Origin of the sequence: Martelella sp. UBA3392, from assembly GCF_002358775.1 — a bacterium.
Classification (GTDB): Bacteria; Pseudomonadota; Alphaproteobacteria; order Rhizobiales; family Rhizobiaceae; genus Martelella; species Martelella mediterranea.
Genome location: NZ_DEPM01000219.1, coordinates 1 through 12,147, shown reverse-complemented (window position 1 = coordinate 12,147; position 12,147 = coordinate 1). Strand labels below are relative to the sequence as shown.

At 62.4% G+C, this 12,147-nt stretch carries 12 protein-coding genes; 5 read left to right on the top strand and 7 right to left on the bottom strand.

What is annotated here, in order from left to right:
• Positions 1-53: 53 nt before the first annotated feature.
• The 3 genes from B4E36_RS17755 (at position 54) to B4E36_RS17745 (ending at position 2,062) form a co-directional block, all read left to right on the top strand.
• Complete coding sequence (locus tag B4E36_RS17755; RefSeq protein WP_230721065.1) at positions 54-431, top strand: YkvA family protein; 378 nt, start codon at positions 54-56, stop codon at positions 429-431.
• Between the two features lie 222 nt (positions 432-653).
• Positions 654-1,157, top strand: a complete 504-nt coding sequence (locus tag B4E36_RS17750; protein WP_018064772.1) for an invasion associated locus B family protein — start codon at positions 654-656, stop codon at positions 1,155-1,157.
• Positions 1,158-1,297: 140 nt separating this feature from the next.
• The gene (locus B4E36_RS17745) at positions 1,298-2,062 is read left to right on the top strand and encodes an SDR family NAD(P)-dependent oxidoreductase (protein WP_292052953.1); all 765 of its coding nucleotides are present in this window, start codon (positions 1,298-1,300) and stop codon (positions 2,060-2,062) included.
• 57 nt (positions 2,063-2,119) lie between these two features.
• On the opposite strand, the gene B4E36_RS17740 is transcribed toward B4E36_RS17745, so the two are convergent.
• Complete coding sequence (locus B4E36_RS17740; RefSeq protein WP_292052954.1) at positions 2,120-2,872, bottom strand: SapC family protein; 753 nt, start codon at positions 2,870-2,872, stop codon at positions 2,120-2,122.
• A 205-nt stretch (positions 2,873-3,077) separates the two neighbouring features.
• On the opposite strand from B4E36_RS17740, the gene B4E36_RS17735 reads away from it, so the two are divergent.
• Together B4E36_RS17735 and B4E36_RS17730 are read left to right on the top strand one after the other, a co-directional pair.
• Positions 3,078-3,872 carry a transferrin-binding protein-like solute binding protein gene (locus B4E36_RS17735; protein ID WP_345900629.1) on the top strand — a complete coding sequence of 265 codons (795 nt, stop codon included), beginning with the start codon at positions 3,078-3,080 and terminating at the stop codon, positions 3,870-3,872.
• Positions 3,873-4,062: 190 nt separating this feature from the next.
• A complete protein-coding gene (locus B4E36_RS17730) occupies positions 4,063-5,376 on the top strand; it encodes a surface lipoprotein assembly modifier (RefSeq protein WP_292052958.1) in 1,314 nt (437 codons plus the stop codon).
• Between the two features lie 4 nt (positions 5,377-5,380).
• On the opposite strand, the gene B4E36_RS17725 is transcribed toward B4E36_RS17730, so the two are convergent.
• The 6 genes from B4E36_RS17725 to B4E36_RS17700 form a co-directional block, all read right to left on the bottom strand.
• The gene (locus tag B4E36_RS17725; protein ID WP_292052959.1) at positions 5,381-6,175 is read right to left on the bottom strand and encodes a metallophosphoesterase; all 795 of its coding nucleotides are present in this window, start codon (positions 6,173-6,175) and stop codon (positions 5,381-5,383) included.
• A gap of 120 nt (positions 6,176-6,295) precedes the next feature.
• A complete protein-coding gene (araD, locus tag B4E36_RS17720; RefSeq protein ID WP_292052962.1) occupies positions 6,296-6,988 on the bottom strand; it encodes an L-ribulose-5-phosphate 4-epimerase AraD in 693 nt (230 codons plus the stop codon).
• Between the two features lie 10 nt (positions 6,989-6,998).
• Positions 6,999-8,507 (bottom strand): L-arabinose isomerase, encoded by a 1,509-nt coding sequence (gene araA, locus B4E36_RS17715; RefSeq protein ID WP_292052964.1) that lies wholly within the window; start codon positions 8,505-8,507, stop codon positions 6,999-7,001.
• 91 nt (positions 8,508-8,598) lie between these two features.
• Positions 8,599-10,260 (bottom strand): ribulokinase, encoded by a 1,662-nt coding sequence (locus B4E36_RS17710; RefSeq protein ID WP_345900628.1) that lies wholly within the window; start codon positions 10,258-10,260, stop codon positions 8,599-8,601.
• 67 nt (positions 10,261-10,327) lie between these two features.
• Positions 10,328-11,299: a galactofuranose ABC transporter, permease protein YjfF gene (yjfF, locus tag B4E36_RS17705; RefSeq protein ID WP_345900627.1), complete on the bottom strand. Its 972-nt coding sequence runs from the start codon at positions 11,297-11,299 to the stop codon at positions 10,328-10,330.
• Positions 11,296-12,147, bottom strand: an 852-nt coding sequence (locus tag B4E36_RS17700; RefSeq protein ID WP_345900626.1) for an ABC transporter permease, incomplete at its 5' end; no start/stop codon positions are given. The genes B4E36_RS17700 and yjfF, both read right to left, overlap by 4 nt.

Sequence of the window (12,147 nt, the reverse complement as noted above, 5' to 3'; positions counted from 1 at the left end):
GCTATGGTATTTGACCGTACACGCCCTATATCGCCGGTAAAACGGAGTTTGTCATGAGCGATATCAAATATGGCGACATTCTTGAGCCGGGCGACGAGGAAACGCAGGCCGAAAACGAGCGGATCGTGCGCGAGGGCTTCTGGCGCAAGCTGACCCGCACGGCGGCCCGCATTCCCTTCGCCCGCGATGCCGTTGCCGCCTATTATTGCGCCACCGATCGCAACACCCCGCTCGGCGTGCGGGTGGTGCTTTATGCGGCGCTTGCCTATTTCATCATGCCCGCCGATCTCATTCCGGATATCTTCCTGTTCGTCGGCTTTACCGACGATCTGGCGGTGCTGACGACGGCGCTGACCATGATCCGCAGGAACATCGAGGACGCGCATTACGAACGCGCGGATTCGGCGCTGACGGTGCTGCGCAAGCACTGATTGGAATGCGATTCCCCCTCTGCCGCAATCTTGCCGTGATTGGCGGCATTTGTCGTGGCATAATCGTCAGGACGCACATAAGCGGGCAAGGCCGGAAACGCTCTGGTGTTGAGATTTTGGTAACCTCGCTTGCGTATGTATTTGGACAAGTCTCAAAGTCGCGGGGCGCGCATCTTTTTGATGCCGCGACCGGCCCAAAGCAGAGAAAATCGGCAGGATCACATGTTTGCAAAAAGAATCGTCCTCGTACTGGTACTTCTATTCACCGGCGCCTCGATCGCTTCCGCGCAGACGCCGACCCCCATTCAGAAATTCGATGCATGGGTCGCCTATTCCTATCAGTCGGATGCCGGCAAGGTGTGTTACGCCCTTTCGGTGCCGGCCAAGAAGGATCCGGCGAATGTCGATCACGGCGACAATTTCTTCGTGGTGACCAAATATCCCGGCCAGAACGTTTCGCTCGAGCCCCAGGCGATGATGGGCTTCACGCTCAAGGAAGGCTCGACCATCGACGTTGTGGTCGATGGCAAGAGCTTCCCGATGTATCACAAGGGCAAGGGCGGCTGGCTTGAAAACGCCGCGCAGGAGCCGACATTGGTCGCCGCCATGAAGGCCGGCCGCACCATGGAGGTGGACGCCACCTCCGCCCGCGGCACCAAGACTGCCCACACCTATTCGCTGATCGGCATCACCGCGGCGCTGAACAAGATCAGCACCTGCAACTGATCACGCGCTGACAGTCCCCAAAAGACCCGGCTCCGGCCGGGTTTTTGCATTTCAGCGGCCGCTTTCACAGAAATCATCAGTGGCATCGCCGGCGGCTTCCGGTCTATAAAACCCGCATTCTCGATTGAAAGGGCGATCTCATGATACCTGTCGACGATCTCGTTGGAATGAAGGTTCTGGTGACCGGCGCAAGTTCCGGCATTGGTGCCGCTGCAGCATCCGCCTTCTCTCGTTCCGGGGCCGAGGTGTGCCTGCACTATTACAGCGGCAAGGAAGCCGCCGAGGCGCTGGCGGCGGAGCTGAGGGCGGCTGGCGGCAAGGCCCATGTGGTCGGCGGCGACGTTTCGCGGGCGCCGGATACCGAGCGGATCGTCAAGGAAGCGGCCGAGCTGATGGGCGGGCTCGATTGCCTGGTCAACAATGCCGGCGCGATCGGCCGGGTCGCGGTCTCCGATTTCGACGAGGCGATCTATGAGCAGGTCTTCGATCTCAATACCCGCTCGATCCTCAGAATGGTGCGCCACGCAGCCCCCTGGCTCAGGGAAAGCGACCGGGCCTCGATCATCAATCTCGGCTCTATTGCCGCGCGCCACGGCGGCAACAAGGGATCGGGCGTCTATGCCGCGGCCAAGGCGGCCGTCCATTCGCTGACGCGCAGCCTTGCCAAGGAGCTGGCCGGCGACGGCATCCGCGTCAATGCGCTTGCGCCCGGCGTCATCGAGACGCCGTTCCATGATGAGACGCCGCACGCGGCCATGAACGCAGCGCTGAACGCGATCCCGCTCGGACGCCTCGGCACGGCGGAGGATTGCGCCTGGAGCTTCGTGTTCCTGGCCTCGCCGACCATGGCCGGCTTTATCACCGGTCAGATCATCGACATCAATGGCGGGCAATATATGCCCTGACCGGCGGATTCCGCGCGCCCGGGTTTCCGGACACGCTCCATTTTCAGTTGGGGCCGATCAGGCGCTTTTGACGAAGCGCTGATTGCGTTCCATCAAGAGGCCCCAGTTCTGGGCGGAGGCGAGGTGGAGCGCAATCGCGTCCGTCCAGCCCTTTTCCGTCCACTGCTTCAGGGTTCTTGCCGGCAGCGCGCGGTAGCGCTCGATATCGATGACGCTGAAGCCGTCGAGGCGGTAGCGCGACTTGTCCGGGAAATCCATGTCGACATGGCGGGCGACGAGGATATCCGCCTCGGCGATCGCCTTCAGGAAGGCGGTGTCCTGCGCGCGGTGCTGGTGATAGGCCTCGCACAGATGCAGCATCGGCTCGACGGCCTTGCTGGCGGTGCCGTCCTCGTTGAAGATCGGCGCTGCATCCGGCGCATCGGAAAGCGGCTTTATCCGGCCGCTCTCGCTGTCATAGGCGAGATAGCGGGTGTCCTGGTCCGGCGACTGCACCAGAATGAAGGGATAGCGGCGGATATAGGCCGGAATGTAGGTGTGGGCCGCCCAGGCGCCGTCTTCCTCGAGCATCAGGTTGCGGCCCTGCTTCAGCCCGACGATCGCGACCGGAGAGGGTTCCTTGTCCCCGACGAACACGATCGGATAATGCCGGATCGAAGGCATGAATTCACTGACGGACAGCGGGATTGCCGTGGCCTCGGCCGTGAACGAAAAATCCTGGCTGCCGACAAGCCCCATCGCCTTGTGGTCCTCGAAGCGCAGCACCTGCGGCTTCCTGTAGAAAAGCGGCAACTGGGTTTGGGTGGTCATTGAATTATGGTCTCCTCTCGGCCCTGTCCGGTATGACGTACCGCTCTCTTACATGGGTTGCCGGAGCGGAACAATCGCTGATGTTCCCGTGAACGGACCTCCTTTGAGTTGTGGTCTGTTTTTATTCTTCTCGTGGTTGACAGATGAGGGCAGGATTGAGAAAGTTAACTACTTGTTAATTTTAGCAAGTGACTGGAGAGGGACAATGAAATATCTGACATGTGTCGTGCTGGGCGCGGCCGCGCTTGCGGCTGGCTGTGGCAACAATGGCAATGATGGCATCGCGACCAACGCGCTTGGCTATTACGGGGACGTGAACTGGGACACGGGCCGGATCGACGGGTCGGGGACGGCAGAGGCCGGTATCCAGATCAACGACGATGACAGTGTGACCGTTCAGATCAACGAGGGTCCCTATGCCGGGGAAACCAGAACCTTCTATTACGACGGCGCGGGCGGCTATACGACCGACGACGCCGAGGCCTATCTGCAGCTCGGCTATTTCGACAATCCGAACGTCAAGGATGGCCCGGTGGTGGCCCTGATCGACGTCAATGACAACGACGAAGAGCTCACCCTGATGGCGCTTCGCTCGAGCAACGACATGCCCGCTGAATCCGACATGCCGGTCACGGGCTTTGCGACCTATACCGGCAGCCATCTGGGCGGAGCGACGATCCCGGGCCAGTATCTCGATTATATCGAGGGCGGTTTCCAGGCCAATGTTGATTTCGGCGCCGGTCAGCTTGCGGGCGCCATGCAAAGCGATCTGGGCGATATCACCTTCGATGCCACCATTTCCGGGGCCGAGTTCAACTCGAACGCCAATTCGATCGCGATCGGCAATGATTACGGCGTCATCAATCAGGGGGCTTCCGGCGTCGAGGGCGGATTCTACGGCGCTGGCGCATCCGGCATGGCGGGGACCTATCTGCTGAACGGTCAGGGGTCGCTGGATGGCGCAGGCGCCGTCGGCGCCTTCGTCGCCGATCGGAACTGACCCTCGCCGGAACGATCGCGGGCCCCTTTCGGCCCGCGGTCATTCATCGGGAGATATTCCGGTCGATGGAGCGATTTTGCCCTTTCGCCAAAGCGCGACCGTTCTCTCCATGTGTTTGAAGCCTTTTCGCAGACCTCGGGCGAAGCTATCCGGTCGCGAAACGCAGTGGTACAGAGTTCGCGGTCATCGGATGCAGTTCGCACGTCTCATTCTCGGTCTGAAACGCATGGCGGCTTCGGCCGCAGCGGCGCTCGTCGTCGCCGGCTTTTCCGGCGGCGCGGCGTTGGCCGACAACCCGTTTCCCGAGATCAAGATGCTGATCGAATCGGGCCAGTATGATCAGGCGATGGCGCTCTCGGCGCATCTGACCCAGGACCCGGAAATGTCCGCCCTGTCGCAGAAATTCACCTATGCGCTGATCCTGAAGCGCCAGGGGAAGCTGAAAGAGGCGGCGGGCATCATGCGCGCGATCCTCGCGGAAAAGCCGAACCTGTCACGGGTGCGCCAGGAACTTGCCCACACGCTTTCGCTGATGGGCGAGAAGAAGGCCGCGATCTATCATTTCTCGATCCTCGCCGACAATGCGCCGAGCGAGTCGCTGCGCTCCTTCTACGAGGATTTCATTGATCGCGTGAACCTCGACCGGCCATGGACGCTCGGCGGCTATGTGGCGATCGCGCCCAGCACCAATATCTCGAATTCGACCGATGAGGACCTCGTCCATATCGGCGGCATTCCGCTTGTGCCCGGCGAGAAGGCCGAAAGCGGCGTCGGGCTGAACTACGGCGTGAACGGCACCTATACGTTCGAACTGGTCGACGATCTCTCGCTGACCTTCGGCGGTTCGGTCACCGGCCTTGCCTACAAGGAAACCGCCTATAACCAGACCCAGTTCGGCGGCTTCTCGCAACTTTCCTGGCGCACGGATCCCTGGATATTCAGCGGCGGCATCGCGGCGGAGCGGGTGCTGCTGGGCAATGAGCCTTATCGCACCGGTTACGGTCCGGTGTTTTCCGTGCGCCGGTCCTTCGGGGCTTTCGGCGTGACTTCCGCCAATGTCTCGTATCAGTGGCTGGATTACGACGAGGTCGATGCCTTTGACGGCTACCAGGTCGGTTTCAGCCTCAATCATCGTTACGCGCTGACAGCGGCGAGCAGCATTCGCGTCGGCGGCGGATACAATTATGTCCATGCCGAAAACGACAGCAATTCCTATGACGGCTATAATCTGAACGCCAAATATGCACGCGAATGGTCGGGCGGTATCCTTACCGATATCGCGGTCTCGGGCACGCTCAGGGATTATGTCGGCGATTTTCCGCTGATGACCGAGCCGCGTCTCGACCGGCGCATCGATATCGAAGTCGGCGCGACGTTCCGCACGCTGGCGATGAAGGGCTTCGCACCCCGTCTGGAATATGCCTATTCGCAGAACTTCTCGAATGTCGAGCTCTACGACTACAACAAGAGCACGGTGTCGCTGTTCGTGACCAAGCAGTTTTAGCGGCTCAGCCCTGTCGCTGCGCGGCAGCCTGCAGGAACTCGACCTCGCGCCCCGGCCGGATGATGGCGGCGGTCAACCTGCCTCTGGCGTAGGCGCCGGTATCGATCGAGATCACGCCGTTCGCCATGATCGGCCTGTCGACCACGGTGTGGCCGTGAACGATCCATGTGCCGTCTTCTCGCGGCAGTTCGCCAAAGGCGGGGTGTCCCCAGGTCAGGTTGGTGGGGCGCTGGCTCTCCAGCGGCTTGCGCGGGTCGGCGCCAGCGTGCACCACGGCGACATTGCCGCTTTTCCAGAGCCGGGGCATTCCCTCCAGAAAGCCGGCCATGTCGCCAAGCTGTTGGAGCAGGGCATCACGAACCACGGAAAAATTGCGGTCCGTTAACGCGTTGCCGAGGGAAATTTCCTTGAAGCTCTCAAGCGTCTGCAGGCCGCCATAGCGCAGCCAGCGCTCGCCCTTTTCCTCCGGCGCCCGCAGAAAGTCGAGGAGCATCTCCTCGTGATTGCCCTTGAGACAGAGGATATCGCCGTCACGCGTCTGGCGTTCGTGGAGCATCCTCAACACGCCGGCGGAATCCTCGCCGCGGTCGATATAATCGCCGACATGGATGATCCTCAACCCGGGCGCGGCGTCAGCGATCTTGTCCCACAGCGCCGCGAGCGCGTCGGCGCAGCCGTGAATATCGCCGATCGCCGCAAAGCCCTCGTCCGGCGTCGGCAGGCCGCCGCGAAAGGATGGCGGCAGCGGCTCCGGGCTTGCCGGGCCGGGTCGGGAAAACAGGCGGCGTAGCGATTTCATCGGCGCAGACACCTCCAGCGCAAAGCAGTGTGGCCGCAGACGCGACCGGAAAATATGCGCAGACGCTAACAGAGATGAGGGCCGGCGGGCAAGACGCCTTCCGGCCGGCAGGCGTGAGCGCTATTCCGGCTGTCCGTAATAGGCGGTCGCGCCGTGCTTGCGCAGGAAGTGCTTGTCGAGCAGTTCCTGTTCGATCGGCTTCAGGCCCGGCTCAAGCTGCAGCGATGACAGCGCCATATCGGCGATGCATTCTACCGCGACGGCCACCTCGACCGCCTTGGCGACGGTCTTGCCCCAGGTGAACGGTGCATGGCGGTTGACGAGCACGGCCGGAAAATCGAGCGGATTGAGGTCCTTGAACCGCTCGACGATGACGTTGCCGGTTTCCCATTCATAGGCTGACGCGATCTCCTCCGGCGTCATCTTCCGGGTGACCGGTATCTCGCCATAGAAATAATCGGCATGGGTGGTGCCGAAATTGGGGATGGCGCGACCGGCCTGGGCGAAGGCGGTGGCGCGGGTCGAGTGGGTGTGGACCACGCCGCCGATCTCCTCGAAGGCCAGAAACAGGCGGCGGTGGGTGGGCGTATCGGAGGAGGGCCGCAGATTGCCCTCCACGATATTCCCCTCGAAATCCACGATCACCATGTTGTCGGGCGCGAGATCGGCATAGTCGACCCCGCTCGGCTTGATCGCGAACACGGCCCTGTCGCGGTCGACCGCGCTGGCATTGCCGAAGGTCAGGTTGATCAGCCCCTGTTTCGGAAGCGCGATATTGGCCTCATAGGCCTCGCGCCGGATTTCCTTGTACATGGCTTTCTCCTCAAGCCTTGATGCCGAGGCCGAGATGCCAGTAGATCTCGTTGTTGCGGAGATCCTGCTTGAACCGGTCGAGCCTCGTTTCGTCATTGATGACGGCAAGCTCGATCCCGGCCATGGTGGCGAAATCCTCCAGCATTTCGGTGGTTACATCGTTGGAATAGGCGGTGTGGTGCGCGCCGCCGGCAAGGATCCAGGCGGAAAGCGCGGTCTTGAAGTCCGGCTTGCATTCCCACACGGCGCGCGCGACCGGCAGCTTCGGCAGGTCGGGATGCGTAACCGAGGTCACCTCGTTGACCAGCAGGCGGAAGCGGTTGCCCATATCCATCAGGCTGGCGTTCAGCGCCGGACCGAGCCTGGCGTTGAAGACCATGCGCACCGGGTCGGCCTTGCCGCCGATACCGAGCGGATGGATCTCGATCGACGGCTTGCCGTCGGCGATCGACGGGCAGATTTCCAGCATGTGGGAGCCGAGCACCTGCTCGTGGCCGGGGGTCATGTGGTAGGTATAGTCCTCCATGAACGAGGTCGCCCCGCTCATGCCGTGGCCCATCACTTTCAGTGCGCGCACCAGCGCCACGGTCTTCCAGTCGCCTTCGCCGGCAAATCCGTAGCCGGCGGCCATCACCCGCTGGGTCGCCATGCCCGGCAGCGTCTCCATGCCGTGCAGGTCCTCGAACGTGTCGGTAAAGCCCTTGAATCCGCCGGCCTCGAGGAAGGTCTTGAGGCCGAGTTCCTGACGCGCCGCGTTCAGCAGGCTGTCATGGCGCTCGCCGCCCTTTTTCAGAACGTCAGCAACATTGTACTCGTTCTCGTAGCTGGCCGCCAGATCGGCGACATCGCCGTCGGAGAGCGTGTTCATGACATCGACCAGGTCCATGATGCCGTAGCCGTTGACCGAGAAGCCAAGCTTCATTTCGGCGGCGACCTTGTCGCCCTCGGTCACGGCCACCTCGCGCATATTGTCGCCGAAGCGGCAGAACCGGCCGCCCTGCCAGTCGTCCCAGGCGCGCGCGGCGCGCATCCAGGCGTCGATGCGGGCGTGGACTTCCTTATCGGTCCAGTGGCCAGCGACCACCTTGCGGCCGAGCCGCATGCGGGTGTGGATGAAGCCCGCCTCGCGGTCGCCATGGGCAGCCTGATTCAGGTTCATGTAGTCCATGTCGATCGTATCCCACGGCAGGTCGCGGGCATATTGGGTATGGAAGTGCAGGAACGGCTTGTTGAGCAAATTGAGCCCGCGGATCCACATTTTCGACGGCGAGAAGGTGTGCATCCACAGGATCAGTCCGCCGCATTCCGGATCGGAATTGGCGCGCACCGCCAGTTCGGTCGCCTCCGCCGGGCTCTTGACCACGGGCTGCGGCACGATTTCGAGCGGCAGGTTGCCATCCGCCGACAGCGCGTTGGCGATCTCGGTGAATTGTGCGTCGACCTGGGCGAGCGTTTCGGGGCCGTAGAGATGCTGCGAACCGCAGACGAACCAGATCTTCAGTGGTTTGAGGCCGATCATGTTTATCCTCCGGAATGTGAGCGCGTCGGTAAATTGCCGTTTCCCGGCCTGACGCGCGTGAAACAAATGTATGGCGCTTTCTGGCGCCGTGTTATGCGGCGCGAACCCTGTCGCGGATCTCGATCAGGTCCTTCATGATCTTCGACAGGTCGGAATCGCGGGTAATCCCGCCAAAACCGTCATGCAGCGTCAAATAGAGACCGTAGAGTTCCTCATAGATTGCGACGTTTTCGGGTATCGGGTCGTAGCGGATATCCTTCAGCCCGGTCATCGCCCGCGTTGTCGCCTTGATATCCTCATGGGCGCCGGCGACGGAGGCGGCGCCCACGGCCGCACCCAGCGCGCAAGTCTGCGCCGAACGGGTCACAAGCATCGTCCTGTTCATGACGTCGGCATAGGTCTGCATCAGCATCGGGTTCTTCTCGGCGATGCCACCGGCGCAGACGACCTTGTCGATCGGCACGCCGTAATCGGTCATGCGCTCGACGATGGCGCGCGCGCCGAAGGCGGTGGCCTCCACCAGCGCGCGATAGATTTCGGCTCGGGTCGAATAGAGCGTCTGGCCCAGAATGAGACCCGTCAGGCGCTGGTCCACCAGAATGGTGCGGTTGCCATTGTTCCAGTCGAGCGCCAGAAGCCCGCTTTGCCCGGCCTTCATCCCCGCGGCCTCGCGGGAAAGCTCGTCATGCAATGCCGGGCCGCCCTGGCAGACGCGCTCGACCCACCATTTGAAGATATCACCGACCGCCGATTGCCCCGCCTCGATGCCGTAGAAGCCCGGCAGGATCGAGCCTTCGACAATGCCGCAAAGGCCGGGGATGGTGTCCGATTTCGACATGTCGACGATCGCGCAGTCGCAGGTCGACGTGCCGATGACCTTGACCAGCATGCCTTCCTCGATGCCGCAGCCGATCGAGCCGAGATGGTTGTCGAAGGCGCCGGTGGCGATCGCGATGCCTTCCGGCAGGCCGAGCTTCTCGGCCCATTCGGCGCATAGCGTGCCGGCGGGCACCGAGATGTCCTGCGCGGTATCGTAAAGCCGGTCGCGCAGGTCGGCGATCGCGGGATCGAGCATGCCCAGGAACTCCTTGTCCGGCAGGCCGCCCCATTTGGGATTGTAGAGCCCCTTGTGGCCGGCCGCGCAGACGCCGCGCTTGATATCGGCGGGCGCCTTGACGCCGGCGAGTACCGAGGGGATCCAGTCGGCAAGCTCGACCCATGAGGCCGCTGCGTCGAACACGGCGCGGTCGACATTCAGGCAGTGCCAGATCTTCGACCACCACCATTCCGATGAATAGGTATCGCCGACCATGGCGAGATAATGCGGCCGTTCGGCCTTGCCGAGCGCGGTGATCTTCTCGGCCTCGCGCCAGCTCGTGTGGTCCTTCCACAGCCAGCAATGGGCGTTGAGATTGTCGGCAAATTCCGGGTCCATCGCCAGCGCGCCGTTTTGCGCGTTGACCGGCAGCGGGCTGGAGCCAGTCGTATCCACGCCGATGCCGATCACCTTCGCGGCATCGAATTTCTCGTGCCGAGCCGCCTGTTCCAGCGCGCCGCGAACGCATGCTTCCAGGCCCTGCAGATAATCGGCGGGGCTCTGGCGCGCGAGCAGCGGATCATCGGCATCGAGCAACACGCCCTGATCGCCGCTTGGATAATCGAAGACATGGGTTCCGTATTCAAACCCGTCATCGCAACCGACGACCAGAGCGCGCACCGAGTTTGTGCCGTAATCGATACCTATGGAGAACATGGATGCCTCGCCTAAACCATTCACTTATTAGCGGGTCCCCGGCAAGCCGGAGACTGTGCTGTTGTTTTCATTGTGCTGTTGCCCGCTCCGTGGTCAAGCGCAGCAAGCCCTTCTGCAACAGGATGAACAGGAGCAGAAGAATACCGATGGCGATCTTGGTCCACCAGCTCGAAAGCGTTCCGTCGAAGACGATGTAGGTCTGGATCAGGCCCATGGTCAGCACGCCGAAGAGCGTGCCGAACACATAGCCCGCGCCGCCCGTCAGCAACGTGCCGCCGATGACGACGGTGGCAATCGCCGTCAGTTCCGTGCCGACGGTCGCCAACGGATAGCCGGAGCCGGTGTAGATCGCGAACACGATGCCGGAAAGCCCGGCCATGAAGCCGGAAAAGGCATAGATCGAGACCGTGGTGTGGCCGATCCGCGAGCCCATCAGCCGCGCCGTCTGCTCGCCGCCGCCAAGCGCGAACACATTGGCGCCGAACCGGGTCTTGTGCGCGACCAGATGGCCGACCACGAAGGAAAGCAGCATGACGATGCCGATCAGCGTCAGCCGGCCCTTGCCGGGCATCACCCAGTAGGTCTTCTGCAGCATGTTGAAGAATTCATTGTCGATCGGCACGGAATCGATGGTCAGCATATAGGCGACGCCGCGCGCCAGGAACATGCCGGCAAGCGTGACGATGAAGGCCGGCATGCCGAGCGTGTATATCAGCCAGCCCATCGCCGCGCCAAAGGCCGTGGTGATGGCGAGCAGCAGCGCGAACACGACGAGCGGATGAAGCCCGGTATCGCGCAGCATAACCGAGATGAACACGCCTGAAAATGCGATTACGGAGCCGACCGAAAGATCGATGCCGCCCGACAGGATCACCACCGTCATGCCGACGGCGACGATGCCGAGATAGGCATTGTCGGTGAGCAAATTGCCCACCACCCGGGTCGACAGCATGAACGGGAACTGGATGTAGCAGATCGCATAGGCGACGATGAAGATCGCGATCGTGGCGTAGAGCGGATAGAGGCGCGGATTTCTCATTCTCCCGCCTCCTGTGCGGTCTTGCGGCCCAGCAGTTTTTGCCTCAGATATTTCAGGTCGCCGGTGATGTTGGGCGATTGCAGAACCAGGATGAAGATCACCAGCACCGCCTTGATCACCAGATTGTATTCCGAGGGGAAGCCGGCGAGCAGAATGCCGGTGTCGATGGTCTGGATGATCATCGCGCCGATCACCGCCGCCGAGATCGAGAACCGGCCACCCATCAGCGAGTTGCCGCCGACGACGGTGGCGAGCACCGCGTCAAGCTCGAGCCAGAGTCCGGCATTGTTGGCATCCGCGCCGCGGATATCGGCGGTGATGATGATGCCGGCAAGCGCCGCGCAGAAGCCGGATGCCATGTAGACGGCGATCAGCAGGACGCGGGCGTTGATGCCGGCCAGCGCGCTCGCGCGGCGGTTGACGCCGATCGCCTCGATCAGAAGCCCGAGCGCGGTGCGCCGCACCAGCAGGATCGCAAGCGCCGCCGTCAGCACCCAGATCCAGACGGGAACCGGAATGCCCAGCACGGAGCCGGAGCCGAGAAAGGCAAAGCTCGGCAGGTTGAAGGTCAGTATCCGCCCCTCGGTGATCAACTGGGCGATGCCGCGCCCTGAGATCATCAGGATCAGCGTGGCGACGATCGGCTGGATGCCGATGAAGGCCACCAGCACGCCGTTGAAAAGGCCGGCCGCGAGCCCGGCGATAACCGCCATGGCGATTGCCGCTGCAAGGCCGTAGCCCGCGCCGATGGTGGCTGCCGCCATCGCGCCGGTAATCGCGATCACGGTGCCGACGGAAAGGTCGATGCCGCGGGTGGCGACCACCAGCGTCATGCCGATCGCCAGAAG

Excerpts from the sequence above, each read along its gene's own strand:
- B4E36_RS17740 (WP_292052954.1), bottom strand. The coding sequence starts at position 2,872 with ATGACCACCCAAACCCAGTTGCCGCTTTTCTACAGGAAGCCGCAGGTG.
- araA (WP_292052964.1), bottom strand. The coding sequence starts at position 8,507 with ATGATCGGCCTCAAACCACTGAAGATCTGGTTCGTCTGCGGTTCGCAG.
- B4E36_RS17725 (WP_292052959.1), bottom strand. The coding sequence starts at position 6,175 with ATGAAATCGCTACGCCGCCTGTTTTCCCGACCCGGCCCGGCAAGCCCG.
- B4E36_RS17730 (WP_292052958.1), top strand. The coding sequence starts at position 4,063 with ATGCAGTTCGCACGTCTCATTCTCGGTCTGAAACGCATGGCGGCTTCG.
- B4E36_RS17750 (WP_018064772.1), top strand. The coding sequence starts at position 654 with ATGTTTGCAAAAAGAATCGTCCTCGTACTGGTACTTCTATTCACCGGC.
- B4E36_RS17710 (WP_345900628.1), bottom strand. The coding sequence starts at position 10,260 with ATGTTCTCCATAGGTATCGATTACGGCACAAACTCGGTGCGCGCTCTG.
- B4E36_RS17745 (WP_292052953.1), top strand. The coding sequence starts at position 1,298 with ATGATACCTGTCGACGATCTCGTTGGAATGAAGGTTCTGGTGACCGGC.
- yjfF (WP_345900627.1), bottom strand. The coding sequence starts at position 11,299 with ATGAGAAATCCGCGCCTCTATCCGCTCTACGCCACGATCGCGATCTTC.
- araD (WP_292052962.1), bottom strand. The coding sequence starts at position 6,988 with ATGTACAAGGAAATCCGGCGCGAGGCCTATGAGGCCAATATCGCGCTT.
- B4E36_RS17735 (WP_345900629.1), top strand. The coding sequence starts at position 3,078 with ATGAAATATCTGACATGTGTCGTGCTGGGCGCGGCCGCGCTTGCGGCT.
- B4E36_RS17755 (WP_230721065.1), top strand. The coding sequence starts at position 54 with ATGAGCGATATCAAATATGGCGACATTCTTGAGCCGGGCGACGAGGAA.